Source organism: Pseudomonas sp. F8002, from assembly GCF_013385495.1.
GTDB lineage: Bacteria > Pseudomonadota > Gammaproteobacteria > Pseudomonadales > Pseudomonadaceae > Aquipseudomonas.
The window spans coordinates 66,782-92,062 of the sequence record NZ_JACAPW010000038.1 but is presented as its reverse complement, the minus strand read 5'-3'; the positions used below and the strand labels follow the sequence as shown (position 1 = coordinate 92,062).

Below are 25,281 nucleotides of genomic sequence, written 5' to 3'. Positions count from 1 at the left end.
GTGCATCCGCCAATGTATTTAAGATGGGCGGATCATGCTCGGCAGGGTGCTATCTCACGAATCGAATGAAACAAAGGTAACTATCATTCGGAATGATATAAGCGTAAAGCGAGCCCTCTAGCATGGGGCTTTCGTTAGGGAGCTATCAATGCTGTTGATGACAAAGGACTGTTGCGCAAGATGCAAGGAACAGCGCGCCGCATAAATTGTCGGGCGTGTCTGCTATTCAAATGTACAGAGTGCCGGGTTGGTTGCCGTGCATTCGTTGCCTGACCATGCGCTGCCCAGAGGCCTGGCATTGACCTGGTTTTTCAGGGTCATGCTTACCGGTTCATGGTTCTGATCCAGGTAGTGGCATGCCACAGACGACTGGCCCTGGCTGCTTTGGATCACCGCCTTTTCAAAGTGGACCTGGTGCAGGTCCTTCTGCTCTGTCATCGGGTTTTGCCCGGTCCATTGCCGACCGTCCGGGCCGGACGCGGTGTAGGCGACCACTTCCCCGGTCGGCGTCTTTTTGAACGCGTCTTTAAGGGCATGGGTGGGCGGGCAGGCGCCAGTGCCAGCGTAGACGTTGCCCATCAACGCCATCAGGGTAATCACGAGGGCTGAGGTTTTCCTGAGCTGCCTGTTCATCACGCGTGCTCCTGGTCTGGAGTAACTGTGAGGTAAAGACTAGCCCAAACAGGCAACGCCGGAAGGTGCTAAATCCACACGTCGTTGATTGCCGTGCGCTCGCCACCCTCGCTGCCGGTGTTCAGCACGCCGCAGGGTTCGATCAACAGCAACTTCACCTCACCCAATGCGTGCGGCTTGTGCTCGACGCCCTTGGGCACCACGTACATTTCCCCTTGGCCGATGGTCACTGCGCCGTCGCGGAAGTCGATGCGCAGGGTGCCTTCGAGGACGATAAAGGTTTCATCGGTGTCGGCATGGTCGTGCCAGATGAAGTCACCTTCGATCTTCACCACCTTGAACTGGTAGTCGTTCATCTGCGCGACGACCTTGGGCGCCCATTGCTCGCTGAACAGGGCGTATTTCTGGGCGAAGTTGATCGAGGCGTAATTCGTCGAAGCGTGGGAGGCGGGCATTGTAGGTTCCAGGGTTGCAGGACATTGGAGCCTTAAGTTAGGCCCAACGGCCGGCCGGATATTGAATGATCGTGCAGTGACAGCTCATCCACTATCCGCTCGATCAACACCCTGACACGGCGCGGTTGAACCCGTGTCGGCGGATAGACGATGTTCAGCGCGGTACTGCCCAAGTCATAGTCAGCCAGCAGCTCGACCAATCGCCCGGCCTCAAGGTCGGCGCGCACGTCCCACACCGATTTCAGGCAAATGCCATGGCCCGCCAGGCACCACTGGCGTACCAGCGCACCGTCGTTCGCCACCCGCCGGCCCTGGACCAGCACCCGATGGACGTGCCCGTGCCGCTTGAAGGTCCATTCCCGCGAAATATTGATGCCAAAGCGCATCACCAGGCACTCGTGGCGCGCCAGATCCTCGGGGTGTCCGGGCGTACCATTGAGCGCCAGGTAGTGGGGGGACGCACACAGCACGCGACGGTTTTCGCCAATCGGCCTGGCATGCAGGGTGCTGTCCGCCAGCTCGCCGTAGCGCACCGCGAAATCGATGCCCTGGCTCACCGGATCGGCGTAGCCGTCGCTCAGGTTCAGGTCAATGCTGATCTCGGGATGCTCCAGCATGAATGCGGCGAGGATCGGTTCGATGTATTGGCGCCCGAGGTCTTCCGGGGCGCTGAGGCGAATCGGCCCGGACAGGGTGTGGGTGCCATGGCGAATGCTGCTGTGCAGCTCGTTGGCCTCTGCCAGCAAGCGGCGGGCGCCTTCCACCAGCAAGCGGCCTTCGTCCGTCAGGTTGATCGCCCGGGTGGTGCGGTTGAGCAGGCTGGCGCCATAGAAACCCTCCAACTGCGCGAGCCTTTCCGAGACAGAGGCGGGTGACAGTCCCAGCTCTCTACCCGCTGCCGACAGCCCGCCTTTTTCCACAATCAGCAAAAACAACTCAAGGTTCTTCAGCAGCATTGTTCGGGATTTCCGAAAGTGGTTTTTGATTTCGACTCAATTATCAAATTAAGCCAAAAGAACTAGTTTTGCATCCATCGTTAACCATCGGAGTGACTGACATGTCATCCAATTCTTCAAAAATGCCCCTCCAGGTCTGGGTGCTGACCCTGGCGGCTTTCGCCATCGGCACCGCCGAGTTCGTGATTGCCGGATTACTGACCCAGGTCTCCCACAGCTTGAACATCAGCGAAGGGCAGGCTGGCAGCCTGATTACCGCCTACGCGCTGGCCATCGTGATCGGAGGCCCGGTGCTGACCATCTGGCTCTCGCGCTACGAAAAACGCACGGTGCTGTGGTTGTTGATGGCGGTGTTCGTCGGCGCCAACGTAATGACTGCTCTCAGCAGCGACTACAGCGTGTTGCTGGTCAGCCGGGCGATTGCCGGGCTGACCCAGGGGCCGTTCTACGGGATCGGCGCGGTGGTCGCGACGCGCCTGGTGGCCAGCGGCATGGAAGGCCGCGCCGTCGGCCAGATGTTTGCCGGGCTGACGTTGGCCAACGTGCTGGGCGTACCCGCCGGCTCGTGGATTGGCAATCAATATGGCTGGAGCACCGCATTCCTGATAGTCGCCGCGTTGGGCGTGCTCGCGTTGCTGGCAATCATTGTGTCGATCAAGCGCCAGGGCACCGAGCAGTCAGTGTCGTTGATCAACCAGTTGGCGGTGTTCCGTAACCGCAACCTGCTGGCCAGTCTGATGTTCACGGTGCTCGGCTGGGCCGGGTTCATGGCCTTTTATGGCTATATCGCGCCGATCGCCGAACAGGTGGCCGGGTTTGATTCGACGATGCTGACCGCTGTGCTGGTCGTGGTCGGCATTGGCCTGGTAGTCGGCAACAGTCTCGGGGCGCGTACCGCAGACGCCAACTTGCGCTTTTCGCTGATGTTCTGGCCGGCGGCGATGATCGTGACACTGATCGCCGCCGGCCTTGTGGCGCCCTACAAGTGGCCGTTCCTGGTGACCGTGTTCCTCTTCGGTATCGCCTCGTTCGCCAACGTGCCATCCATGCAAATGCGCGTGATGAAGCACGGCGGCAAGGCCCCGGAGCTGGCTGCCACGGCGAATATCTCGGCCTTCAACCTGGCCAACGCCCTGGGCGGCATCATCGGCGGCATCGTGGTGGACAGCCACTGGGGCGCGGCGGCGATTCCGTTTGCGGCTGCGGCGATTCCATTGCTCGGTGTGCTGTTCATTGTTTCCCAGGAAGGCGCGGGTAAAGCCACCCGGCCTGCCGCGATTGCCTGACCCCCTGAATTCAGTATGAGGTGAACCAACATGGACAAAACCGATAACCCGCATCGTCGTACTTTCCTCGCCCAGGCCGGCGCAGGTGCTGCTGTTCTGGCCGCAGGATCGCTGCTCGGCCCGGCCGCTGCCAAAGCTGCGGTGACAGGGCCGGGCAACGCTGCCCCCGCGGCGACTGCCGGCAAGGCAATCGGGCGTTTCTGGCCAGGGGACACCCGGCTGGTAGTGTCCATTTCCATGCAATTCGAGGCAGGCGGCCAACCGCTCAAGGGCACTGACAGTCCGTTTCCCCACGTGGATTTTCCCGACAGTGTTCCAGAGGATGTGGCCACCAATACCTGGTTTGCCTATGGCTACCGTGAAGGTATTCCGCGGATGCTTGATCTCTGGGACCGGCATGGGGTGAAAGTCACCTGCCACATGATCGGCGACGCCGTAAAGCGCAACCCGGCGCTGGCCCGGGAGATCGTCGCCCGTGGGCACGAAGCCTCGGGGCATGGCCCGCACTGGAGCTCGCAATTTGCCATGAGCCGCGATGAAGAGCGCACTTTCCTGCGCCAGGCCGCGAGCATGTTGCAGGACGTCACCGGCCAGCCGGTCACCGGCTACAACTGCAACTGGCTGCGGCGCGGGCCCAATACCTTGTCGTTGTTGCAGGAGCTGGCCTACGTCTATCACATTGATGATGTGAGTCGCGATGAGCCGTTTATCGAGCAGGTCAATGGCAAGGACTTTGTCGTGGTCCCGTATACCCTGCGCAACAACGACATCGTGTTGATTGAGGGGCGCAATTACTCGCCCTCGAAATTCCTCCAACAGGTCAAGCTGGAGTTCGACCAGCTCTACCTGGAAGCCGGAAGCCGACGCCGCATGATGGCGATCAGTGCCCACGACCGCATCAGCGGTACGCCGCAAATGGTCAGGGTCTGGGACGAGTTTCTGCGGTACGCCAACAGCCATCCCGGCGTGGCGTTCATGCGCAAGGACGCCATCGCTCAATACACCTTGAAAAGCCCCCTCAGCCTCAGGGAAAGCGAAACCATCTGAGTTCGTTCTCTTCGCCTTTAAAGGATGTGCCCTTATGCAACGTTCCATTCCCCTTATCGCCGCCGGATTCCTGGCCCTGACCCTCTCCGGCGTGGCGTTTGCCACCACCGAACTGGTGACGCCGGGTGTCTTGGTGGTGGACAAGAGCCTGACCGCCGCGCAACTGAAGATCATGGAAACTGTCGCCCGGCGTTACGACACTTTCTGGAATACCGGTGACGAGAGCCTGGCCCGTGAAGCGCTGGCGCTCAACTTCATCGATAAAACACCGCCCGCCGGGCGCAAACAAGGGCCGGAGGGACCGCTGCTGGCCTCCCGTGCGTTTCGCGGCGCGGTGCCGGACCTGAGCTGTGAAGTAGAGCAAATGATCATTGCCGGCGACCGCGTGGTGGCACATTTGCATTTTCGCGGGCACTTCACCGGTTCCTTTGGTCAGATCAAGGGCACTGGGCAGGTCGTAGACTTTATTGCCACCGACATTTACCAGATCGGCAAGGGCAAGATCGTCGCCAACTGGCACATCGAAGACAACCTGACGCTGATGAAGCAGTTGGGTGCGCTCTGACGGGAGGGCTCTGCACATGACCGTTCACTACCTTGATCACTTCACGCTCCGCACGGAGCATGTCGACGCGACGGTGAGTTTCTATCGTGACGCCCTCGGCCTGGAGGAGGGCTGGCGCCCGGCGTTTCCTTTTCCGGGCAGTTGGCTTTATTCAGCAGGTCGCCCGCTGCTGCATATCGCCAGCCTGCAGGGCAGCGCCGCGCAGCTTGAAACGTATCTTGGGGTGCGTGCTGCCGGCGACGGGTCAGGTGCGCTCGATCACATTGCATTGCGCTGCAATGACCTTGAAAGTCACCGGCAACGCCTGCACACGCTAGGGGTGCCTTTTACCGAGCGGGTGGTGCCGGAGCTGTTCGAGCACCAATTGTTTGTCGAAGACCCCAACGGGATCAGGGTCGAGCTGATCTTTGCTTACCCGGCGGCCTGAGGTGGCTGGCCGGATTTCCCGGCCAACTGTTGGCTGGGCAACAGCAGTCGGACAGTTGTGGTTTGGGCGGGACAGCGCAACGTCATCCAATGTTTACATCTAGTTGATTTTATTCGAAATAATTTATGGCATGGGCTCTGCAATGCACACAGGTGACCCCTTTCACCCGTTGCTCAGCGGAGCCCTGTATGCCTTGCACCTTTTTCTTGCGTTCACGTTACATCTTGCTCGGCGCAGCGTTGTTGCTGGGCCACGCCGCCGTGTCCCAGGCCGCCGAGGGCGATGACGCGGTGCCGTCCCTGGCCGGCAAGCGCATTGCCGTGAGCATGACCGGCACCAGTCACTACTTCGATATCAAGGCCTTCCAGGCCCAGGTCGACGAGATCAAGCGCCTCGGCGGCACGCCGATCACCCTGGATGCAGGGCGCAACGACAAGAACCTGGTGACCCAACTGCAAACCGTGGTCACCCAGAAACCCGATGCGGTGATCCAGACCCTCGGCACCCTGAGCGTGATCGACCCGTGGCTCAAGCGCATCAGCAAGGCCGGCATCCCGCTGTTCACCATCGACGCGCCGTCGCAGTACAGCCTTAACAACACCACCTCGGATAATGTCGCCACCGGCAAGGCCCTGGCCGATCAGTTGATCAAGGATGCCGGCGGCAAGGGCAAGATCCTGGTGTTCAACGGCTTCTACGGCGTGCCGGTGTGCGCGATTCGCTACGACCAGTTGAAGCTGGCGCTCAAGGATCACCCGCAACTGGAAATCATCGAGCCGCAGCTGCGGGATGTGATCCCCAACACCGTGCAGGATGCCTATTCCCAGGTGTCCGCGTTGCTCAACAAGTACCCGGCCGGCAGTGTCTCGGCGATCTGGGCGGCGTGGGACATTCCGCAACTGGGGGCAAGCAAGGCGTTGATCGACGCCAAGCGCACCGAGATCAAGACCTACGGCGTGGACGGTACGCCGGAGGTACTGGAGCTGCTCGGCCAGGCCAATTCGCCGGTGGGCGCGGTAGTCGCCCAGCAACCGGCGCTGATCGGCAAGACTGCTGTGCAGAACGTGGCCCGCTACCTGGCCGGGCAGCGTGACCTGCCCAAGGAAACCCATGTGCCGACGCTGCTGACCACCGCCGCCAACCTGGCGCAGGTCCAGCAACTGCGGGGTGATTGATGGCCGCGTTGCACTTGCAGCACCTACGCAAACGCTTCGGCGCCACCCTGGCGCTGGAGGATGCGAGCCTGAAAGTCGAGCGCGGCACCATTCACGGCCTAGTGGGCGAGAACGGTGCCGGCAAGTCGACCTTGATCAAGGTCCTGGCGGGGATCCACAAAGCGGACTCGGGGCAGGTGAGCATTGACGGCCAGCCGTATGCCGCACTGTCGCCGCGCCAGGTGGATGCGCTGGGCGTGCAGTTCATCCATCAGGAGCGGCTGTTGCCGGCGAGTTTTACCGTGGGCGAGGCGTTGTTTTTCGGCCATGAATTACGCCGTGGTCCGTTTGTCGACCGGCGCCGGCAGCAGCGCGAGGCAGAACGTTTGCTGGCGGAATATTTTGAGCTGCAACTGCCGGCCGGGGCACTGGTGGGCGAGTTGAACAGCGCCGAGCGCCAGGTGCTGCAAATCACCCGGGCGTTGATTCGCCAGCCGAAGATCCTGGTGTTCGACGAGCCCAGCGTGGCGCTGGTCAAGCGCGAAGTCGACCAGCTGCTGCGGATCGTCAAGCGCCTGCGGGACCAGGGTTTGTCGATCCTCTACATCTCCCATTACCTGCAGGAAATCGACAGCCTGTGCGATGAAGTGACGGTGTTGCGCAATGGTCGAGATGTGGCCGTGGTTGAGCCACGGCACACCTCCAGCGCGCAGATTGCGCGGTTGATGGTCAACCGCGAGGTCCAGGAGATGTACCCCAAGGCGCAGGTCGAGCGCGGCGAACCATTGCTGCAGGTGCGTGGGCTGAACCTGGCCCGGCGCTACCGGCAGATCGACCTGGAATTGCGTCGGGGCGAGATCGTCGGCCTCACCGGGCTGGTCGGCTCGGGCGCCAAGGACCTGCTCAAGACCCTGTTCGGTGTGGTGCGCGCCGACAGCGGCAGCATTCATCTGGAGGGGCGTTTGTTGCGCCTGCGTTCACCCGGAGAAGCCATTGCCCAAGGGATTGCACTGGTGCCGGAAGAACGCCGCAGCCAGGGGATTTCACCGCTGCTGTCGGTGCTGGAAAACCTCACGCTCGCCGGGCTTGGGCGTTTCAGTCGCTGGGGGTTACTGAGCCAGCGTAAGGAGCAGGCCGAAAGCCTGCGGCTGATCGACGAGTTGGCGATCAAGACGCCGGGCCCGCAGGCTGCCGTCAGCCAGCTCAGCGGCGGCAACCAGCAGAAAGTCGCCCTGGGCAAATGGCTGAGTCGCCGTTCGGCGGTGTACTTGTTGGACGAGCCGTGCGTAGGTGTGGACGTCGGCGCCAAGGTCGAGATTTATCGCGTGATCGGGCGGCTGGTGGAAGAGGGCGCAGCGGTGCTGGTGCTGTCTTCGGATTTGCCCGAGCTGTTGGGGATCTGCGACCGCATCCTGGTGTTGCATCGAGGCGAAATAGCCGGGGAGTTCCATGCCGGTGAGGCGGACAGTGATCAACTGTTGGCGTGTGCCACGGGTGCGGTGCAGTCCACAGTGGCTGTGCAGGTGAAACAGGAGGTGGTGCATGTCCCTGCTTGAAGCTGCTACTCCTGGCTTGTCCCAACGGTTATGGGTACTGCTGTTGCGGCGCGGCTCGGTGGGCGTATTCCTCGCGATTTTGCTGGGCTTTGCCGTCGCCGCGCCGAACTTCTTTTCAGTCGGCAATATCGCGAATGTGTTCAGCCAGTCGGCGATCCTCGGCGTACTTGCCTTCGGCCTGACCTGCGTGATTATCGGCGGCGGCTCCAACGTGGTGGCGGGCGGGCTTGATCTGTCGCTGGCGGCCAATTTGGGCTTGTGCGCGGCGGTGTTCAGTCGACTCAACAACGCAGGCCTCGACCTGTGGGCAAGCCTGCTGCTGACCTTGGGTTGCGGCCTGGCGGTGGGCCTGCTCAATGGCCTGGCCGTGGTGGTGCTGCGCTTGCCACCGTTGCTCGCAACGCTGGCAAGCATGAATGTACTGGCCGGGCTGGAGCTGGTCCTCACCGAAAACACCGTGGTCTCGACTGACTCACCGTTGCTCGACCTGCTCAGCGGCGGCGCATGGCTGGGCGTGCCGGCACTCGCCTGGGTGTTGCTGGTGACGGCCTTTGTGTTGACGCTGCTGATCCAGCACACCGCCTATGGGCTGCGCCTGCATGCCGTCGGCGAGTACCCGCACGCCGCCGAGGCCGCCGGGATTCGAGTGCCGGCCTACGTACTCTCCAGTTATTTGCTCTCTGGGCTGTGTGCCGCGGTGGCGGCGTTGTGTTCAGCGGCATTTTTCAGCGGCAGCACCACCGGCTCCGGCGACATGCTGTTGTCGGTGGTCGCCATAGCCTTTCTTGGCGTGGTGTTTTCCCGGCGACTGGTGGCAAGCATCCCCGGCACCTTGCTCGCGACGCTGTTGATCGGCTTTTTGATCAACGGGTTTCAGTTGCTCAACGTATCGAGCTTCTGGGTCAACGGTGTCCAGGGCGTGCTGATTCTGCTGGTGGTCGCTGCATCCAGCGCATTGAACCGGGGAGAGCAGTCATGAGTCGCGTATCAACCCTGCAACAGCAGGATGGCGCTTGGCGTTCGCTTTTGCCACTGACGTTACCGCTGGTATTTGTGGCGATTGTCGTAGTGTTTGCCTGGCAGGCGCCGGGGTTTCTCAGTGGCGGCAACCTGAAAAGCCTGGTGCTGAATAACTTCGTGCTGCTGGCGATTGTTGCGATCGGCATGACCTATGCGGTGGCGGCCGGTGGCATCGATCTGTCGGTAGGCACCGCGCTGGATTTCGCCAGCTTCAGCTTCGTGGTGCTGCTTAACGCCGGGCACGGGCTGGGTGTGGCGATTGCCGGTGCGTTGGCCGCCGGGCTGCTGGTAGGACTGTTCAATGCCGGCTTGATCGCGGGGCTGCGGATCAGCCCGTTCCTGGCCACCCTCGGCACCTTGTTTATCGGCACCAGTGCCCAGCAACTGCTCTCGGACGGCGGCCAGCCAATTTATATCGCCCAGAGTTTCAAGCCGGAACTGGCGAGCTTCAGCCCGTTGGACGTGCCCTTGCCGCTGTTGATCGTGCTGGTATTGGCCGTGGTCTACGGCCTGTTGCTGGCCCGTGGACGCCTGGGGCGCGAACTGCTGGCCCAGGGTACCCAGCCGCTGCTGGCGTATTACTCGGGGTTGTCGGTGCGGCGCATCGTCACCACCACGGTGCTGGCGGCGGCGCTGGCGTGCGCGGTGGCGGGGATCCTGCTCAGTTCGACGGTGAGCGCCTACGTGCCGCTGTCGGGCAATGCGTTCCTGCTGAATGCGATTGGTGCGGTGTTTATCGGCACCACATTGAACCGCCAGGGCCGGGCGAATATTCCGGGCACGTTGCTGGGGGTGCTGTTCATCAACGTCATCGCCAATGGCTTGCTGTTGATCGGCTGGAACTTCTACTGGCAGCAGGTGGCAACCGGCGTGCTGATTTTTATCGTGCTGGCCTTCAGTTTTGTCAGCCGCAGGATTGCGCAGAACACCTGAGGCGCGGCGCCCCAGGTGTGGGCCTCCCCTTTACTTTTCCCAGTCGGCCTTGGCAATCAACAGGCCATGGTTACCGTTATAGGCGGCGCGCTCGGGTTGTTTCCAGCCCTCCAGCAGCGCGTCGTCGAGGCGGTAGATTTCCACCCCCAGCGGACGGCAGACCTTCAACGGGTCTTCCGCATCCGGGCCCCACATCGGCAGCGACAGGTCGCCACCGGGGCAGGTGGAGAGGGCACACAGCAGGTCGATTTCGGCGAAGAACTCCAGATAGTCGCCCTGCTTGGCCGGGCAGGCTTTCATGAAGTACATGTCGTCGTGATTGAGGCCGGTGCACTGGAAAATGTTCAGCACGTCGTGCACGTCGAACTCGGTCAGGCCATGGGGCAGCACGGCGCGGGTCAGGTTGGAGTGGCAGTGGTGGTGGAAGTCTTCGCCCGTGAGCATCTTGTTCACGTAAGGGTCGCAGCGCGTGCCCAGCAAGTCATGCAGGCGCCCGCCGTGTTCGTCGATGCCATAGTCGGCCAGGCTGTCGTCGGTGATGGTGACCATCGGCCGCAAAAACGGCAGGTTCGACCACAGGCGGTCGTAGGTGGTGACGTGCGCGCCTTGCAGCTGGCGGGTGCGTGCCGCCCACATGCGTTCGCGGGGGTCGTTGGCGCTCCACACGTTGAAGTCGCCGACCTGCGGGCCAACCGGCGTGGTCACGCGGAACACATGGCCTGCCGGTACTTTCCAGGCGCGGCCGGTGCGGATCGGCACTTCGAATTGCTCGATCAGGGTGCGCCCGTCCCGGGACTCGCGTACGCGGTCATAAAAAGCTTTGTCGACCTGCAAGGCAGCGCCTTTGCTGACTTGGTAGGCCGCTGGGTAGTCCTTGTACATGGTGGGTCCTCGCTTCAGGGTTTTGGAATGCTGCTCAGGATGTCCAGCAGCAACGATTCGGAGTCATTGAGGTAGCTGGCCAGGGCTTCGCCGGCGGCTTGCTTGTGGCCGTCAACCAGCAAGTCGTGAATCTGCCGGTCGCGCTCCAGCCAGGGCTTCTGGAAGGTTTCCTCGCTGGGCGCGTTGGAAAACACCAGGCGCATCTGGGCTGCAATATGGGTAAAAAACTCGTCCAGCAACGGGCTGCGCATCAGCCCGACAATATGTTGGTGAAAGCGCAGGCTGTGGGTGCCGAAGGCTTGCCAGTTCTCGCGGTCCTGGGCCAGCTGCGCGGCCTCGATGGACTCCAGCATCAGGTCGGACTGGTATTCGCGCAGCGGCTTGCTGGCGGCGATGGCCTGCAGTTCCAGGGTGCGTCGCACCTTGAAGATGTCACGCACTTCCTCCACCCCCAGGCGGCGCACGATCACGCCTTTGTTGCGCACGTAGCTGGTCAGGCCTTCGCGGCCCAGGTGGTGCAAGGCTTCACGCACCGTGTTGCGCGAGGCGTTGTAGGCGTTCACCAGTTCGCTTTCCACCAGCGGCATGCCGGGCAGCAGGCGGCCGCCGATGATGTCTTCGCGCAGTTCGATGGCAACCTGGTCGGCCAGCGACAGGCTGGGTTCCTTGGCTTGGCTCACGTTGGGGCTCCTTGGGCTCACGCCAGTTGGACGTCTTTGAGGAACTTGGTCATGCGTTCACTGCGTTGCTCGAGCATGTCACGCGGTGCGGCGTCCTGGATAATCTCGCCGCCTTCCATGAACACCACACGATCGGAGAGCTTGAACGCGAAGTTCATTTCATGGGTGACGATGACCATGGTCATGCCCTCGCGAGCCAATTCCTCGATTACCGCCAGTACGTCGCCCACCAGTTCCGGGTCGAGGGCCGAGGTGGGTTCATCGAACAGCATCACCGAAGGCCGCATCGCCAGGGCGCGGGCAATCGCCACCCGTTGCTGTTGCCCGCCGGATAGCTGGTGCGGGTATTTGCCGGCGTGCTCCAGCATGCCGACCTTGCGCAACAGGGCCAGGCTCAACAGGCGCAGTTCTTCGGCGCCACCATGGGCATGGTAGACGGGCGCGAGCATCACGTTCTCAAGGGCAGTTTTATGGGGGAACAGGTTGAAACCCTGGAACACCATGCCTACATGGACGATACCGCGCATATGCACCTTGTGCCCCAGCGCGCCTTGTGGCTCCTGGCTGCCACGCAGGAACGGCTGGCCTTGCAGGGTGATTTCGCCACGGTCGAGGCTTTCGAGGCCGTTCATGGTACGAATCAGCGTGGTCTTGCCAGAGCCTGACGGGCCGATGATCGACACCACCTCGCCCCAGCGCACATTCAGTTCGACGCCCTTGAGCACTTCCAGCTCGCCATAGGCCTTGCGCACCCCGCGGGCCTGCAAGGCAAACTCGCCGGGCTCGGCCTGGCCGGGGGCACGACGCGTGGCCACCTGGTCGAGCACGGCGGGGGCGATGGCCTTGGGTTTGCGCCGGGTCACGTCCAGGTGATTCTCCAGCACCCGCAACAGCCAACTGAACACCGTCACGATGAACACGTAATAGAACGCCACGGCCAGCATGGTCTCCATCACCAGGAAGTTCTGGGTGTAGAGTTGTTGGCCCACCAGCAGAATTTCCGAAAGCGAAATCACCGACACCAGCGAGGTGAGCTTGACGATGGTGATGTATTCGTTGGCCAGTGTCGGCAACGCAACCCGCAGCGCCTGCGGCACCACAATCAACCGCTGCACGCCGCGATAACCCACGCCCAGCGCCTTGCCGGCTTCGCGCTGCCCCTTGACCACCGCCAGCAGGCCGCCCCGATGGATCTCGGCGATGTAGGCCGCCTCACTCAGCACCAGGGCGATCAGGCCCGCGGAGTAGGGGTTGGACAACACCACGCTGGTGGACGGAAACACCTGCGGCAGGTTGTAGACGAAGATCAACAGCACCAGCAACGGCAGGCTGCGGAAGAACCAGATGTAGACGCCGGCGGAGTCCCGCAGCCAGCGGCGCTCCGACTGCCGCGCCAGGGCCAGGAAAAACCCCAGCACAATGCCCAGCAGCCAGGTTTCCAGGCTCAGTTCGACCACGGTGCCGACGGCTCGCCAGAAGTCGCCGTTCCATAACAAGCCCAGGGTGTAGTGCCAATCGAATTGCATAAAGGTGCTCCGCGTTTCAGTTACCCAGTGCCGCACTGATCTCGGCGGCGTTCGGCTCGGCCAGGTTGTAGCGCGCCAGCAGCTTGCCGTAGCTGCCGTCCTGCCTGATCTGGCTCAGGGCGCCGGTCAGCGCCTGGAGCAGTGCCGGGTTTTCCTTGCGCACGGCCAGGCCGACCACCACCGGGTAGATCAACTCGCTGGAGCTGATCACGGTTTTGCCTTGCAGTTTTTCCACGGTGATCTTGGCGACCGCCGCGTCTTCCATCTGCACGTCCACCGCCTGGGCGAGCAGGGCCTGGGCGGCCTCCGGGGACGTCGGGAACTCACGCGACTCGATCGCCGGCTTGCCCGCAGGGAGGCAGTAGTCCGCCGAAACCTTGTTCAGCTTTGGCACCCACGACGCGCCCTTGATCGACCCGACGCGCTTGCCGCACAGGTCTTCCGGGCGCTGGGGCTTGAAGTCGCCGGTGCTGAGCACCATCAGCGAAGAACCGGTCTTCAGGTAGCTGAGGAAATCCACCTGTTTGGCGCGCTCGGGGGTGACGTACAGCGCCGAGGCCACCACGTCGAAACGCCGGGCGTTGACGCCGAGGATCAGGTTGGCGAAACGGGTGTCGAGAAAACGTGGTTTGAGCCCCAGTTGCTTGCCCATCAGTTGCATGAACTCCGGGTCGAAACCGGCCGGGGTCTTTTGCTCAAGGTAGGTGTAAGGCGGGTAGGTGAGGTCGGAGCCGATGGACAGCTCGCCCGGTTTCAGGGTGCCCTTGATTTCGGCAGCCGACAGCAGCGGCGTCACGCACGCCAGGGTGATCGCTAGCGCCAATGTGCGCAGGGTGTTCTTGCCCGTCAGACCTTTTTGCATGTTCGTCGCCTCGGTTGCTGGATTCAGGGGGTAGTCATGATTGTTCAACAATCCTGTATTAGTGGGTAAGCGTTAATCGTGCCAAGTAGTTTGATTAAGGGTTTTTTGATGAGTTTTGATGGGAGGTGAGGGCTTTTTTGTAGGCGCGCACACCAAATCGGGGCGATTCGTTACCAGGCGCTACGTTGTGGGGCGGGAATATTGCGGGGCATCACACGCGCACTTATTGATAAAGTGCCGCTACGAAACCCTGAGTGAACAGCAATGACGTCGATCTCCCAACGCCGCTCAACCTTGATTGCCTTGCTGGTCGCCGTCACCTTTTTCATGGAAAACCTGGACGCCACGGTGATCGCTACGGCGTTGCCGGACATCGCCAAAACCTTCGGCGTGGGCGCGGTGGACGTGAACATCGGTATGAGCGCCTACATGCTCGCCGTCGCGGTGTTCATTCCCATCAGCGGCTGGCTGGCCGACCGCTTTGGCTCGCGGCGGGTATTCGGTTGGGCAATCGTGCTGTTCAGCCTGTCGTCACTGCTGTGCGGGTGGAGCGACAGCCTGCAGACCTTCGTCGCCGCGCGCGTGTTGCAGGGCATCAGCGGCGCGATGATGGTGCCGGTGGGGCGCCTGGCGGTGCTGCGGGCCACCGAGAAAAAAGACCTGGTGCGGGCGATTTCATTCATCACCTGGCCCGGCCTGGTGGCGCCGATACTCGGGCCGCCGGTGGGCGGGTTTATCGTTACCCACGCGTCCTGGCCGTGGATTTTCTACCTCAACCTGCCGCTGGGCCTGCTGGCGCTGATCGCCACGCTGGTACTGATCCCCAAACACGACGAGGTGACGTCCCGCTCATTCGATTTCAGCGGCTTCCTGCTGGTGGGTGTCGCCAGCGCGGCGCTGTTGTACGGCGTGGAACTGCTCGGGCAAAGCCGTGGCAGCTTGTTGCAGGGCCTGTTACTCAGCGCTGCGGGCGTAATGCTCGGCGCCTTTGCCTGGCGCCATATGCGCCGGCATGCCCAACCATTGCTGGCGCTGGGTGTGGTGAGTGTGCGCACGTTCAGTGTGTGCCTTTGTGGCGGGTCGATTTTTCGGGTGGCCATCAGCACCTTGCCGTTCCTGCTGCCGCTGATGTTTCAACTGGCGTTCGGCCTTTCTGCATTCGATGCGGGGTTGCTGGTGCTCGCGGTATTTGCCGGCAACCTGGCGATGAAGCCGTTCACCACGGCGGTGATGCAGCGCTGGGGCTTTCGCTCGGTGCTGATGATCAACGGCATCCTTGGCGTGCTCGCGATTGCGGCCTGTGCGCTGCTGGACGAGCGCATGAGCTGGGCGCTGATCCTGTTCATTCTGTTCGTGGGTGGCCTGTCACGCTCCATGCAGTTCACCTTGTTCAACACCCTGGGGTTCGCTGATATACCCAAGGCGCAGATGAGCGACGCCTCAACCTTGTTCAGCATGTTCTTCCAGCTGAGCATGGCCATGGGCGTGGCGATTGGCGCGCTGTTGTTACGTTTTGCCATGAATTTTCACGGCAATACCGGGCAGGCCGCCACCGCCGATTTCCAGCTGACGTTTCTTCTAGTGGCGGTGATCGCCGGCGTGGCGCTGCTGGATAACCTGCGGCTGCCGCCCCAGGCCGGTGAGTCGGTTTTGCAGCGAAAGTGAACCCACGATACCTTCGGGGTATGACGCAACACCTATTGAATATTGGACGGTTTGCGTCCCCCGCATCACTCTGCGGTGAAGTACATACGCAGGGCCCATAACAATAAAAGGCGCAACCATGACCGTGCTATTGAGTGAGCGCAGCCAGATTTTCGACCGTGCAGATGCCTATGCCGTGTCCGACTACGTCAACCAGCATGTCGGCAGCCACTGCATCCGCCTGCCGCCCAAGGGCCGCCCGCAGGCGAGCATCAGCCACCGGACCTTTTCCAGCCTGGACCTGTGCCGCATCAGCTACGGCGCGCCGGTGCGGGTGACCTCGGTGGCGCTGGAAACCATCTACCACCTGCAGATCCTGCTGCACGGCCACTGCCGCTCGAGCTCCCGTGGCGAAGAGCAGGTGTTGGGCCCCGGCGAAGTGCTGCTGATCAACCCGGATGACCCGGTAGACCTGACCTATTCTGCCGACTGCGAAAAATTCATCGTCAAGGTGCCCGTGCGCCTGCTGGAAAACGCCTGCCTTGAGCAGCACTGGACGTTGCCGCAGCCGGGCATCCGTTTTGCGGCGCCGCGCCACGCACTTGCCGAAATGGGTGGGTTCCTGCAATTGCTGGGGCTGATCTGCCATGAGGCCGAAAACGCCGCCGAACCCGAAGTGCAGGGCCTGTACGAGCGCATTGTGGCGAACAAGCTGTTGGCGCTGCTGGCCAGCAACGTCCTGCGGGTGATTCCGCGACCGGATCAGGGTGGGGGCTTTGAAGCCGTGCGTCAGTTCATCGAGGAGCACCTGGCCGACGACATCAGCGTCGAACAACTGATGGCCATCGCCAGGGTCAGCGAGCGTTCGTTGTATACCTTGTTTGAACGCCAGGTCGGCCTGTCACCCCGTGACTACATGCGCCAGCGCAAGCTGGAGCGGGTGCACGCCATGCTGCAACTGGCCACGGCGCGCAGCGTGACGGAGGTGGCGCTGGATCATGGGTTTGTGCATTTGGGGCGGTTCTCCGAGGCCTATCGCAAACGCTTTGGCGAGCTGCCTTCGCAAACCTGGAAGCGCCGGCTCGCGCCAGGCGGATAACGAATTGCAGTCAGCGGATATTGAGGGGTAGGGCAAGCACATAAGGTGGGGGGGCCTGATACAAGAACAACCGAGGGCCTACCCCATGATCAGCACATTCGACCGACTCGCCCGACAATTGCGCGACTCCGTCCAGGAAGATCCCGCCACTGGGGTGTTCCGCTGCCGCCGCGACATCTTCACCGACCCCGACCTGTTTGCCCTGGAAATGAAGCACATTTTCGAAGGCGGTTGGGTCTACCTGGCACACGAAAGCCAGGTGCCGGAGATCAACGACTACTTCACCACCTGGATCGGCCGCCAGCCCGTGGTCATCACCCGCGACAAACACGGCACGCTGCACGGCCTGGTCAACGCCTGCGCCCACCGTGGCGCGATGCTCTGCCGCCGTAAACAAGGCAACAAAGGCTCGTTTACCTGCCCTTTCCACGGCTGGACCTTCAGCAACGCCGGCAAGCTGCTCAAAGTGAAGGACGCCAAGACCGGCGCCTACCCCGACAGCTTCGACTGTGACGGCTCCCACGACTTGAAACGCCTTGGCCGCTTCGAAAACTATCGCGGCTTCCTGTTCGGCAGCCTCAGCGAGACGGTGCCGGAGTTGAGCGACTACCTGGGTGAGACCCGGGTGATCATCGACCAGATGGTCGACCAGGCCCCGCTGGGGCTGGAGGTGCTGCGGGGCAGTTCGTCATATGTGTATGACGGCAACTGGAAGCTGCAGATCGAAAACGGCGCCGACGGTTATCACGTCAGCTCCGTGCACTGGAACTACTCGGCGACCATGGGCCGGCGCAATTACGAAGCCGAAGGCACGCGCACCGTGGATGCCAATGGCTGGTCGAAAAGCCTGGGCGGCGTGTACGCCTACGAGCATGGCCATATCCTGCTGTGGACGCGCCTGCTCAACCCCGAAGTGCGTCCGGTGCATGCCCATCGCGAGGCGCTGGCCGAGCGCCTGGGCCAGGAACGCGCCGATTTTATCGTCGACCAAACCCGCAACCTGTGCCTCTACCCGAATGTGTACCTGATGGACCAGTTCTCCACGCAGATCCGCGTGGTACGGCCAATCGCGGTCGACAAGACCGAAGTCACGATCTATTGCATGGCGCCCAAGGGCGAAAGTGCCGAGGAACGCACCACGCGCATCCGCCAGTACGAAGATTTCTTCAACGTCAGCGGCATGGGTACACCGGACGACCTGGAAGAATTCCGCGCCTGCCAGACCGGCTACCAGGGCGCGACCACCTTGTGGAATGACCTCAGTCGCGGCGCCAAACAGTGGGTCGAAGGCCCTGACGAAAACGCCCGGGCCATGGGCATGAATCCGCAGCTCAGTGGCGTCAAGACCGAGGACGAAGGCCTGTTCGTGCGCCAGCACGCCCACTGGGCCCAGAGCCTGCAACGCGCTATCGAACGGGAGCAGCAAGGCTTGATCGCGACGGACAAGGAGGTGCTGGCATGAGTGCTTCCCGTGACTGCCTGCTGGACTTTCTGTACCGCGAAGCCCGCCTGCTGGATGACCGCCAGTGGGATGAGTGGCTCGAATGCTATTCACCCAAGGTCGAGTACTGGATGCCGGCCTGGGACGACCACGACACGCTGACCGAAGACCCCCAGAGCGAAATCTCGCTGATCTATTACCCCAGCCGCGACGGCCTGGAAGACCGGGTGTTCCGGATCAAGACCGAGCGCTCCAGCGCCAGCACCCCGGAGCCGCGCACCGCGCACCTGATCACCAACCTCGAAGTGCTGGCCGACGACGGGCAGCACGTGGAGTTGCGTTTCAACTGGCAAACCCTCAGCCATCGCTACAAGACCACGGATACGTACTTCGGTACCTCGTTCTATCGCCTCGATATCCGCGCCGAACAGCCGCTGATCACGCGCAAGAAGGTGGTGCTGAAAAACGACTACATCCATCAGGTCATCGATATCTACCACATCTGAGGACACGCCCATGACGTACTCCATTGCCCTGAACTTCGAGGACGGGGTAACCCGTTTCATCGACTGCAAGGTGGGTGAAAAGGTGCTCGACGCGGCCTTTCGCCAACGTATCAACCTGCCCATGGACTGCTCCGACGGTGTGTGCGGCACCTGCAAATGTCGCTGTGAAACCGGCGCCTATGATTTGGGCGACGACTACATCGAAGACGCCCTGAGCGAGGATGAAGCCGCTGAGCGCCAGGTGCTCACCTGCCAGATGGTGCCGCAATCCGATTGCGTGATTGCCGTGCCGGTGCCTTCCGGTGCGTGCAAGACCGGTACTGCGCAGTTTGCCGCGACGGTGGCGAGCATTACCCGGCATGCCGACGCCGCCCTGGAGGTGAGTTTCGAGCTGGACCAGGCGCCGGTATTCCTGCCGGGCCAATACGTGAATATCGGCGTACCGGACAGCGGGCAGACTCGCTCGTATTCCTTCAGCAGCAAACCCGGCGAAAAACGCGCCAGCTTCCTGATCAAGCATGTGCCCGGCGGGTTGATGAGTGGCTGGCTGGAGCGTGCCCAGCCGGGCGACGGGGTGCCGATGACCGGGCCGCTGGGCAGTTTCTACCTGCGCGAAGTGGCGCGGCCACTGCTGTTGCTGGCAGGTGGTACGGGGCTGGCGCCGTTCCTGTCGATGCTTGAAGTGTTGGCCGAGCGCGAGGAAACCCGGCCGGTCACGCTGGTCTACGGCGTGACGCGGGACCAGGACCTGGTGATGGTCGAGGCGCTGGAGGCGTTCGCCCAACGCCTGCCCAACTTCGGTTTTGTCACCTGCGTGGCCGACCCCCAGACCGCGCACCCCCGGCAGGGGTATGTCACCCAGCACATGGCCGCTGACGTGCTGAACGATGGCGACGTGGATGTGTACCTGTGCGGGCCGCCACCGATGGTCGACGCGGTACGCCAGCACTTCAAGAACCAGGGCGTCACCCCTGCCAGCTTCCATTACGAGAAGTTCACCCCCAACGCCATCGTCACCGGCGACGCCGCCTGAGGAATCCCCCATGACTCCACGTTTCAACACCCAGGTTGCGCTGGTGACCGGCGCCGCCCAGGGCATCGGTCGGCGGGTTGCCGAGCGTTTGCTGGAAGAGGGCGCCTGGCTGGTGGCCGTCGATCGCTCGGAACTCGTGCATGAATTGCAGCATGAGCGGGCGCTGATCCTCACCGCCGATCTGGAGCAGCATGCCGAATGTGCCCGTGTGATGGCCGCTGCCAAGGCACGGTTCGGGCGTATCGACATCCTGGTCAACAACGTCGGCGGGACCATCTGGGCCAAGCCCTTCGAGCACTACGCCGAGAACGAAATCGAAGCCGAGGTGCGCCGCTCGCTGTTCCCGACCCTGTGGTGCTGCCATTGCGTATTGCCCTACATGCTGGAGCAGGGCAGCGGTGCCATCGTCAATGTCTCGTCCGTGGCCACGCGCGGAGTGAACCGTGTGCCGTATGGCGCGGCCAAGGGCGGCGTCAACGCCTTGACCGCGTGCCTGGCCCTGGAGACCGCCGGCAGCGGCATTCGGGTCAACGCCACCGCACCCGGTGGCACCGAGGCGCCACCGCGGCGGATCCCGCGCAACAGCCAGCCCCAGAGCGACCAGGAGCGCGTCTGGTACCAGCAGATCGTCGACCAGACCCTCGACAGCAGCCCGATGAAGCGCTACGGCAGCATCGACGAACAAGCCGGCGCGATTCTGTTTCTGGCCTCTGATGAGGCCTCCTACATCACGGGCGTCACCTTGCCGGTAGGAGGCGGCGACCTCGGCTGACCCAGCGCCGTACCTGCAGACACTGACTCACAACAACAATAATGAGAGCACTGCCATGCGTACCCATGACGTCAATTCGATTATCGATAATGCCCATTTCAATCGTTTCCACTGGCTGGTGGTCAGCCTGTGTGCTGTGCTGTTGATCTTTGACGGTTATGACTTGTTCATCTACGGCGTGGTCTTGCCGTCGATCATGAAGGAATGGGGACTATCGCCCCTGCAGGCCGGCGCTCTGGGCAGTTATGCGCTGTTCGGGATGATGTTCGGCGCGCTGGTCTTCGGCAGCCTGGCCGACAAGTTCGGTCGCCGCAAAGGCATCGCCATCTGCTTTGCCTTGTTCAGCGTCGCCACGGTGATTAACGGTTTTGCCAGCAACCCGACTGAGTTCGGAATCTGCCGGTTTATTGCCGGGCTCGGCTGTGGCGGCCTGATGCCCAATGCGGCCGCACTGATTACCGAATACGCACCGAAGAAAATGCGCAGCATCCTGATGGCGGTGATGTTTGGCGGGTACTCGCTGGGCGGCATGCTGTCGGCCGGCGTGGGGATTTTCATGCTGCCGCGTTTTGGCTGGTCGTCCATGTTCTTCGCCGCGGCGATCCCGCTGCTGCTGATGCCGTTGATTGTGTACTGGCTGCCTGAGTCCATCGGGTTCCTGATTCGCCAGGGCCGCAAGGAACAGGCGCGTGAGTTGCTCAAGCGCCTGTCGCCGCAGACCCGGATCGACCCGCAAGACCAACTGCTCGTCAGCGCCGGTAAAGGCAAGGGCGCTTCGGTGCTGGAGTTGTTCCGACACGGCCTGGCCTTGAGGACGGCGGCGATCTGGGTCGCGTTTTTCTGCTGCCTGTTGATGGTCTACGCCCTGAGTTCCTGGCTGCCCAAACTGATGGCGGGTGCCGGTTACAGCCTGGGATCGAGCCTGTCGTTCCTGCTGGCGCTGAATTTTGGCGGCATCGCCGGGGCGCTTGTCGGTGGCTGGCTGTGTGACCGGCTTAACCTGGTGAAGGTGGTGATCGGTTTCTTTATCGCCGCGCTGCTCTCCATCAGCCTGCTGGGTATCAAGAGCCCGATGCCGGTCCTGTACCTGCTGATCTTTTTTGCCGGCGCCACCACCATCGGCACGCAAATCCTGCTGTACGCCGGCGCCGCACAACTCTATGGCTTGAACATTCGAGCCACCGGCCTGGGCTGGGCTTCCGGTATCGGTCGTACCGGCGCCATCGTCGGCCCGCTGCTGGGCGGCGCGCTGATGGGGATTGAACTGCCGCTGCACCTGAACTTCATGGCCTTTGCCATCCCCGGGGCCATCGCCGTGCTGGCAATGACGGCGTATGCGCTGAATGAACGTCGGGGCCGGCAGGAGGTGATCGCCGCCCCGGCGCAGTAACTGTCGATAACAATAACCAAGAGCAACGACATGAACACACAACGTATCTGGCTATCCCTGTTGGGCGTGCCCCTTGCGGCGACGGCGGCCGAGGGCGGGTTTTTCGAGGACTCCACCGCCACCTTGCAGGCGCGCAACTATTACTTCAGCCGCGATTTCTCGGACATCGTCGGCGCCAACAAGCAATCAAAGGCAGAGGAGTGGGGCCAGGGTTTTATCCTGACCTATAAATCCGGCTACACGCCGGGGCCCGTGGGCTTTGGCCTGGATGCCCTGGGCACCCTCGGCCTCAAGCTCGACAGCAGCCCGGACCGCACCAATACCGGCCTGCTCCCGGTCAAGGGCGACGGCAGCGCCCCGAATGATTACAGCCGTTTGGGCCTGACCTTCAAGGCCAGGTTTTCCAGGACCGAATTGAAGGTCGGCGAACTGCAACCGAACCTGCCGGTGCTGGCCTTCAGCGATATCCGCTTGCTGCCGCCGAGCTATCAGGGCGTGAGTGTCAGCTCCGGCGAAATCGCCGGCCTTGCGCTACAGGCCGGGCACTTGACCACCACCAGCCTGCGCAACGAAGCCGGCGACGAGAAAATGATCGCCATGCTCGGCCATGTGCCGCAACGCGGCGCTGAAAGTGATGGGTTCAACTACGTCGGCGGCGACTACGCCTTCAACACCAACCGCACCAGCGTCAGCTACTGGCATGGCCAGCTCAAGGACATCTACCGCCAGGACTTTGTCGGCCTCAAGCACAGCCAGCCAATGGGTGAGTGGACGCTCGGCGCCAACCTCGGCTACTACGATGCCCGGGAAGACGGCGACAAACTGCTCGGCAAGATCGACAACCAGGCGTTTTTCTCGCTGCTGTCGGCCAAGCATGGCGGCCATATCTTCTATGTCGGTTATCAAGCCATGTATGGCGACAGTGCCTTCCCGCGAGTCTTCGCCAACATCACGCCGCTGGGCAACGAAGTACCCACCTACGAGTTTGCCTACACCGACGAGCGCTCCTGGCAAGTGCGGTACGACTATGACTTCGTGGCGCTGGGCATTCCGGGGCTGACCACCACCGTGCGTTATATCACCGGTAACAACGTGACCACCGGCGCGGGCTATGAAGGCAAGGATCGCGAGCGCGACCTGGATATCGGCTATGTGGTGCAAAGCGGCACATTGAGCGGTCTGGGCATTCGGGTGCGCAATGTCATGGCCCGTTCAAACTACCGCAGCGACATCGACGAGAACCGGCTGATCCTCAGTTACACCTGGAAGCTGCTTTAAACCCCGCCCTGGCACGTGCCCATGACCTGGTAGTGGACGGTATGGCCGGCGCCCTGGCTGTCGAGATACACCATGGTCGCCGGTTCTACCTGGCAACTGCCCGGCACGGGCGTGATTGAAACAACGTGTTGGATATCCAGCGCTTCATTGCTGCCGGCCGCCATGGCGCCGGCGGCGGTGAAAAACAGGAGCAGGCTGAGCCATTTGATATTCATGATGAGTTCCTCTGTGAGTAGGGTTCATTTTAGTGATTGCCGCAGCGGGATAAAGACAGGAACAGGTGAATGACTCGTACGTATCACGTAGCAATCGAGGGGCAATGTTGATGGATTTGCTCAATGGCATGCGGGTGTTTGCCCGGGTTGTCGACACTGGCAGCTTTGCCGCAGCGGCCGAGGCGCTGGACCTGTCCGGGGCACACGTATCACGGTTGATCTGCGAGCTGGAAAAACACCTGCAGACCCGCCTGTTGCAACGCACCACCCGACGCCTGGGCCTTACCGATTCGGGCGAGCGCTTTCTGTTGCGCTGTCGCGACATTCTTGAAGACGTCAGGGAGGCCACGGCAGAAGCCAGCGGCGCGCACCTCAACCCGCGCGGGCGATTGCGGGTGCATTGCATGAGCGGGTTGGGGGTGCTGATCACGCCGCTGATTGCCCGCTACAGCGAGCAATACCCGGACGTGTCCATTGAGTTGACCCTGTCCCAGCACAACCCGGACCCGCTTGAAGAGGGTCACGACGTGGTGATCTCCATCGCCCATTCGTTGCCGGATTCGGCGCTGGTCAGTCAGACGATCGGGCAGTTGTTCAGTGTGCCCTGTGCGGCACCGGGGTATCTGGCCCGGTACGGCGTGCCCGAGCATCCGCAGCAGTTGATGCAGCATCGACGGTTGCATCTGCAGGATTTCCAGGAGGATGCGTGGTTGTTCAAGGAGCAAGAGGGCGAGATTGCGATTTCGCCGGGTGACACCTTCAGGACCAATGTCGCGGATGCGATGGTCAAGGCGACGCAGGAAGGAATGGGCATCAGCTTGTTGCCGTTCTTCAGCGCCAACCCGGCGCTGCGCGAGGGCTCGCTGGTGCGGCTGTTGCCCGGATATCGGCTACGGGAGCGGAGCATTTTCGCGGTGTATCCATCAAGGCGCTTTCTGGATGCCAAGGTGCGGACGTGGGTCGGGTTTTTGCAGGCGCGATTGCCGGGGTTGTTGGCGGAGCAGTTGGCAGTGATTGAGGCACCTTGAGGCTAGCGCGTTGCCGTACGGCGAATGTAGCGCGCCGGCGACGAGCCCAGTGTCTTGCGAAACATGCTGATGAACGAACTGACCGACTCGTACCCCAGCGCCTCGGCGGTTCGTTGCACCGACTCGCCCTCGGCCAGGCTCTGCAAGGCCACGATGATTTGCCATTGTTTGCGCCATTGGCCAAAAGTCAGGCCTGTTTCGCTCTTGACCAGGCGGGCCAGGGAGCGCTCGCTCATGGCCACCTGGCGTGCCCACTGGGCCATGGTGCAACGGTTTGACGGGGCCTGGGCCAGGCCGCGGGCGATGAAGCGCAACTGCGTAGCAGCGGGGAGCGGCAGGTACAACTGCTCCGAAGGAGCCAGTTCCAGTTGTTCAAGGAGCACGCTCGCCACGCGCGAATTGGCAGAGGCAGGCGGATAATCCTGGGGCTGGGCGCTCAGGTGCAGGATCAACGCCAGGACTAGCGGCGAAAGCACCAGCGTGCAGCATTTCTCCGGTAGCGCGGCGGCGCCGGGCTCGACAAACAGATAGCCGATCCTGCCGTTGGCGGTCACCCGGTTGCTGTGGGCGATACCGCCCGGAATCCACACGCCGAAGCCCGACGGCACCATCCACACGCCATCCTCTACGGTACACACGATACCGCCGTGATACGCCACCACCAGTTGGCCTTTGCGGTGGCTGTGCACGGGGAATTCGGTGTCGTTGCGCTGGCTGCCGAGCATCAACGCGACGGCGGGCTGATCAAAACTGTCCAGTTCGAATTGATCAACGCCCTGGAGCTTCATCTCGCCCATGTTGCACCGCCTCGATTGTCTGAAATTGATTATATCCTGGCAGCATACTCAATATCGGCACGACCTTGCAGTCCCTACCATCTTCATCAAGGCGAT

Annotated in this window: 26 protein-coding genes; 17 read left to right on the top strand and 9 right to left on the bottom strand. The window is 62.1% G+C overall.

The genetic code is table 11. The features are described 5' to 3' along the window. Positions 1–222: 222 nt before the first annotated feature. The 3 genes from HX811_RS25915 to HX811_RS25905 form a co-directional block, all read right to left on the bottom strand. Positions 223–633 (bottom strand): DUF3757 domain-containing protein, encoded by a 411-nt coding sequence (locus tag HX811_RS25915; protein ID WP_177036687.1) that lies wholly within the window; start codon positions 631–633, stop codon positions 223–225. Positions 634–701: 68 nt separating this feature from the next. After that, positions 702–1,088, bottom strand: coding sequence for a cupin domain-containing protein (locus HX811_RS25910; RefSeq protein WP_177009926.1), 387 nt, complete (start codon positions 1,086–1,088; stop codon positions 702–704). A gap of 32 nt (positions 1,089–1,120) precedes the next feature. After that, on the bottom strand, positions 1,121–2,044 hold the full coding sequence (locus HX811_RS25905; protein ID WP_177048025.1) for a LysR family transcriptional regulator: 924 nt from the start codon (positions 2,042–2,044) through the stop codon (positions 1,121–1,123). 101 nt (positions 2,045–2,145) lie between these two features. On the opposite strand from HX811_RS25905, the gene HX811_RS25900 reads away from it, so the two are divergent. The 8 genes from HX811_RS25900 to HX811_RS25865 all read left to right on the top strand — a co-directional run bounded on the left by HX811_RS25900 (position 2,146) and on the right by HX811_RS25865 (position 10,032). After that, a complete protein-coding gene (locus HX811_RS25900; RefSeq protein WP_177048023.1) occupies positions 2,146–3,330 on the top strand; it encodes an MFS transporter in 1,185 nt (394 codons plus the stop codon). Between the two features lie 30 nt (positions 3,331–3,360). Further along, entirely contained in the window at positions 3,361–4,377 is a 1,017-nt protein-coding gene (locus tag HX811_RS25895) for a polysaccharide deacetylase family protein (protein ID WP_177048021.1), read from the top strand. Between the two features lie 34 nt (positions 4,378–4,411). Continuing rightward, a complete protein-coding gene (locus HX811_RS25890) occupies positions 4,412–4,942 on the top strand; it encodes an ester cyclase (RefSeq protein WP_177021732.1) in 531 nt (176 codons plus the stop codon). Between the two features lie 16 nt (positions 4,943–4,958). Further along, a complete protein-coding gene (locus tag HX811_RS25885; RefSeq protein ID WP_177048014.1) occupies positions 4,959–5,369 on the top strand; it encodes a VOC family protein in 411 nt (136 codons plus the stop codon). Positions 5,370–5,557: 188 nt separating this feature from the next. Continuing rightward, positions 5,558–6,544 (top strand): sugar ABC transporter substrate-binding protein, encoded by a 987-nt coding sequence (locus tag HX811_RS25880; protein ID WP_177048004.1) that lies wholly within the window; start codon positions 5,558–5,560, stop codon positions 6,542–6,544. Continuing rightward, entirely contained in the window at positions 6,544–8,079 is a 1,536-nt protein-coding gene (locus tag HX811_RS25875) for a sugar ABC transporter ATP-binding protein (protein ID WP_177048001.1), read from the top strand. Before HX811_RS25880 ends, HX811_RS25875 begins: the two co-directional genes overlap by 1 nt. Beyond that, positions 8,066–9,058: an ABC transporter permease gene (locus HX811_RS25870; protein ID WP_177047999.1), complete on the top strand. Its 993-nt coding sequence runs from the start codon at positions 8,066–8,068 to the stop codon at positions 9,056–9,058. Before HX811_RS25875 ends, HX811_RS25870 begins: the two co-directional genes overlap by 14 nt. After that, positions 9,055–10,032, top strand: a complete 978-nt coding sequence (locus HX811_RS25865) for an ABC transporter permease (protein ID WP_177047991.1) — start codon at positions 9,055–9,057, stop codon at positions 10,030–10,032. The genes HX811_RS25870 and HX811_RS25865 overlap by 4 nt, the downstream gene beginning before the upstream one ends. Before the next feature lie 30 nt (positions 10,033–10,062). Here the strand turns inward: HX811_RS25865 and HX811_RS25860 are convergent, their stop codons facing one another. From HX811_RS25860 to HX811_RS25845, 4 genes are read right to left on the bottom strand one after another with little or no spacing between them, the layout of a single operon-like run. Then, entirely contained in the window at positions 10,063–10,914 is an 852-nt protein-coding gene (locus HX811_RS25860; protein WP_008433843.1) for a DUF1989 domain-containing protein, read from the bottom strand. A 14-nt stretch (positions 10,915–10,928) separates the two neighbouring features. Then, entirely contained in the window at positions 10,929–11,594 is a 666-nt protein-coding gene (locus HX811_RS25855) for a GntR family transcriptional regulator (protein WP_003210850.1), read from the bottom strand. A 17-nt stretch (positions 11,595–11,611) separates the two neighbouring features. Further along, entirely contained in the window at positions 11,612–13,120 is a 1,509-nt protein-coding gene (locus HX811_RS25850; protein WP_102604623.1) for an amino acid ABC transporter permease/ATP-binding protein, read from the bottom strand. A 16-nt stretch (positions 13,121–13,136) separates the two neighbouring features. Further along, positions 13,137–13,982: an ABC transporter substrate-binding protein gene (locus HX811_RS25845; RefSeq protein WP_177047988.1), complete on the bottom strand. Its 846-nt coding sequence runs from the start codon at positions 13,980–13,982 to the stop codon at positions 13,137–13,139. 264 nt (positions 13,983–14,246) lie between these two features. Here HX811_RS25845 and HX811_RS25840 point away from each other — a divergent pair, with 264 nt between their 5' ends. The 8 genes from HX811_RS25840 to HX811_RS25805 all read left to right on the top strand — a co-directional run bounded on the left by HX811_RS25840 (position 14,247) and on the right by HX811_RS25805 (position 23,145). Next, on the top strand, positions 14,247–15,647 hold the full coding sequence (locus tag HX811_RS25840; protein WP_177047986.1) for a DHA2 family efflux MFS transporter permease subunit: 1,401 nt from the start codon (positions 14,247–14,249) through the stop codon (positions 15,645–15,647). Positions 15,648–15,765: 118 nt separating this feature from the next. Next, positions 15,766–16,725: an AraC family transcriptional regulator gene (locus tag HX811_RS25835; protein WP_008433834.1), complete on the top strand. Its 960-nt coding sequence runs from the start codon at positions 15,766–15,768 to the stop codon at positions 16,723–16,725. An 85-nt stretch (positions 16,726–16,810) separates the two neighbouring features. Continuing rightward, complete coding sequence (locus HX811_RS25830) at positions 16,811–18,187, top strand: Rieske 2Fe-2S domain-containing protein (protein WP_003210841.1); 1,377 nt, start codon at positions 16,811–16,813, stop codon at positions 18,185–18,187. Next, positions 18,184–18,672, top strand: a complete 489-nt coding sequence (gene benB / locus HX811_RS25825) for a benzoate 1,2-dioxygenase small subunit (RefSeq protein WP_177047984.1) — start codon at positions 18,184–18,186, stop codon at positions 18,670–18,672. Before HX811_RS25830 ends, benB begins: the two co-directional genes overlap by 4 nt. 10 nt (positions 18,673–18,682) lie before the next feature. Beyond that, on the top strand, positions 18,683–19,705 hold the full coding sequence (gene benC / locus HX811_RS25820) for a benzoate 1,2-dioxygenase electron transfer component BenC (RefSeq protein ID WP_177047982.1): 1,023 nt from the start codon (positions 18,683–18,685) through the stop codon (positions 19,703–19,705). Positions 19,706–19,715: 10 nt separating this feature from the next. After that, positions 19,716–20,477: a 1,6-dihydroxycyclohexa-2,4-diene-1-carboxylate dehydrogenase gene (locus tag HX811_RS25815; RefSeq protein WP_008433831.1), complete on the top strand. Its 762-nt coding sequence runs from the start codon at positions 19,716–19,718 to the stop codon at positions 20,475–20,477. Between the two features lie 55 nt (positions 20,478–20,532). After that, positions 20,533–21,867, top strand: a complete 1,335-nt coding sequence (locus HX811_RS25810; protein WP_008433830.1) for an MFS transporter — start codon at positions 20,533–20,535, stop codon at positions 21,865–21,867. Positions 21,868–21,897: 30 nt separating this feature from the next. Beyond that, positions 21,898–23,145: an OprD family porin gene (locus tag HX811_RS25805; protein WP_177047980.1), complete on the top strand. Its 1,248-nt coding sequence runs from the start codon at positions 21,898–21,900 to the stop codon at positions 23,143–23,145. Here the strand turns inward: HX811_RS25805 and HX811_RS25800 are convergent. Further along, on the bottom strand, positions 23,142–23,360 hold the full coding sequence (locus HX811_RS25800) for a DUF2790 domain-containing protein (RefSeq protein WP_177047978.1): 219 nt from the start codon (positions 23,358–23,360) through the stop codon (positions 23,142–23,144). The genes HX811_RS25805 and HX811_RS25800 overlap by 4 nt on opposite strands. A gap of 110 nt (positions 23,361–23,470) precedes the next feature. Between HX811_RS25800 and HX811_RS25795 the strand changes: the two genes are divergently transcribed. Next, a complete protein-coding gene (locus tag HX811_RS25795; RefSeq protein WP_177047976.1) occupies positions 23,471–24,388 on the top strand; it encodes a LysR family transcriptional regulator in 918 nt (305 codons plus the stop codon). Positions 24,389–24,390: 2 nt separating this feature from the next. On the opposite strand, the gene HX811_RS25790 is transcribed toward HX811_RS25795, so the two are convergent. Further along, complete coding sequence (locus HX811_RS25790) at positions 24,391–25,185, bottom strand: helix-turn-helix domain-containing protein (protein ID WP_008433826.1); 795 nt, start codon at positions 25,183–25,185, stop codon at positions 24,391–24,393. Positions 25,186–25,281 lie beyond the last annotated feature (96 nt).

Excerpts from the sequence above, each read along its gene's own strand:
- HX811_RS25915 (WP_177036687.1), bottom strand. The coding sequence starts at position 633 with ATGAACAGGCAGCTCAGGAAAACCTCAGCCCTCGTGATTACCCTGATG.
- HX811_RS25910 (WP_177009926.1), bottom strand. The coding sequence starts at position 1,088 with ATGCCCGCCTCCCACGCTTCGACGAATTACGCCTCGATCAACTTCGCC.
- HX811_RS25905 (WP_177048025.1), bottom strand. The coding sequence starts at position 2,044 with ATGCTGCTGAAGAACCTTGAGTTGTTTTTGCTGATTGTGGAAAAAGGC.
- HX811_RS25900 (WP_177048023.1), top strand. The coding sequence starts at position 2,146 with ATGTCATCCAATTCTTCAAAAATGCCCCTCCAGGTCTGGGTGCTGACC.
- HX811_RS25895 (WP_177048021.1), top strand. The coding sequence starts at position 3,361 with ATGGACAAAACCGATAACCCGCATCGTCGTACTTTCCTCGCCCAGGCC.
- HX811_RS25890 (WP_177021732.1), top strand. The coding sequence starts at position 4,412 with ATGCAACGTTCCATTCCCCTTATCGCCGCCGGATTCCTGGCCCTGACC.
- HX811_RS25885 (WP_177048014.1), top strand. The coding sequence starts at position 4,959 with ATGACCGTTCACTACCTTGATCACTTCACGCTCCGCACGGAGCATGTC.
- HX811_RS25880 (WP_177048004.1), top strand. The coding sequence starts at position 5,558 with ATGCCTTGCACCTTTTTCTTGCGTTCACGTTACATCTTGCTCGGCGCA.
- HX811_RS25875 (WP_177048001.1), top strand. The coding sequence starts at position 6,544 with ATGGCCGCGTTGCACTTGCAGCACCTACGCAAACGCTTCGGCGCCACC.
- HX811_RS25870 (WP_177047999.1), top strand. The coding sequence starts at position 8,066 with ATGTCCCTGCTTGAAGCTGCTACTCCTGGCTTGTCCCAACGGTTATGG.
- HX811_RS25865 (WP_177047991.1), top strand. The coding sequence starts at position 9,055 with ATGAGTCGCGTATCAACCCTGCAACAGCAGGATGGCGCTTGGCGTTCG.
- HX811_RS25860 (WP_008433843.1), bottom strand. The coding sequence starts at position 10,914 with ATGTACAAGGACTACCCAGCGGCCTACCAAGTCAGCAAAGGCGCTGCC.
- HX811_RS25850 (WP_102604623.1), bottom strand. The coding sequence starts at position 13,120 with ATGCAATTCGATTGGCACTACACCCTGGGCTTGTTATGGAACGGCGAC.
- HX811_RS25845 (WP_177047988.1), bottom strand. The coding sequence starts at position 13,982 with ATGCAAAAAGGTCTGACGGGCAAGAACACCCTGCGCACATTGGCGCTA.
- HX811_RS25840 (WP_177047986.1), top strand. The coding sequence starts at position 14,247 with ATGACGTCGATCTCCCAACGCCGCTCAACCTTGATTGCCTTGCTGGTC.
- HX811_RS25835 (WP_008433834.1), top strand. The coding sequence starts at position 15,766 with ATGACCGTGCTATTGAGTGAGCGCAGCCAGATTTTCGACCGTGCAGAT.
- HX811_RS25830 (WP_003210841.1), top strand. The coding sequence starts at position 16,811 with ATGATCAGCACATTCGACCGACTCGCCCGACAATTGCGCGACTCCGTC.
- benB (WP_177047984.1), top strand. The coding sequence starts at position 18,184 with ATGAGTGCTTCCCGTGACTGCCTGCTGGACTTTCTGTACCGCGAAGCC.
- benC (WP_177047982.1), top strand. The coding sequence starts at position 18,683 with ATGACGTACTCCATTGCCCTGAACTTCGAGGACGGGGTAACCCGTTTC.
- HX811_RS25815 (WP_008433831.1), top strand. The coding sequence starts at position 19,716 with ATGACTCCACGTTTCAACACCCAGGTTGCGCTGGTGACCGGCGCCGCC.
- HX811_RS25810 (WP_008433830.1), top strand. The coding sequence starts at position 20,533 with ATGCGTACCCATGACGTCAATTCGATTATCGATAATGCCCATTTCAAT.
- HX811_RS25805 (WP_177047980.1), top strand. The coding sequence starts at position 21,898 with ATGAACACACAACGTATCTGGCTATCCCTGTTGGGCGTGCCCCTTGCG.
- HX811_RS25800 (WP_177047978.1), bottom strand. The coding sequence starts at position 23,360 with ATGAATATCAAATGGCTCAGCCTGCTCCTGTTTTTCACCGCCGCCGGC.
- HX811_RS25795 (WP_177047976.1), top strand. The coding sequence starts at position 23,471 with ATGGATTTGCTCAATGGCATGCGGGTGTTTGCCCGGGTTGTCGACACT.
- HX811_RS25790 (WP_008433826.1), bottom strand. The coding sequence starts at position 25,185 with ATGGGCGAGATGAAGCTCCAGGGCGTTGATCAATTCGAACTGGACAGT.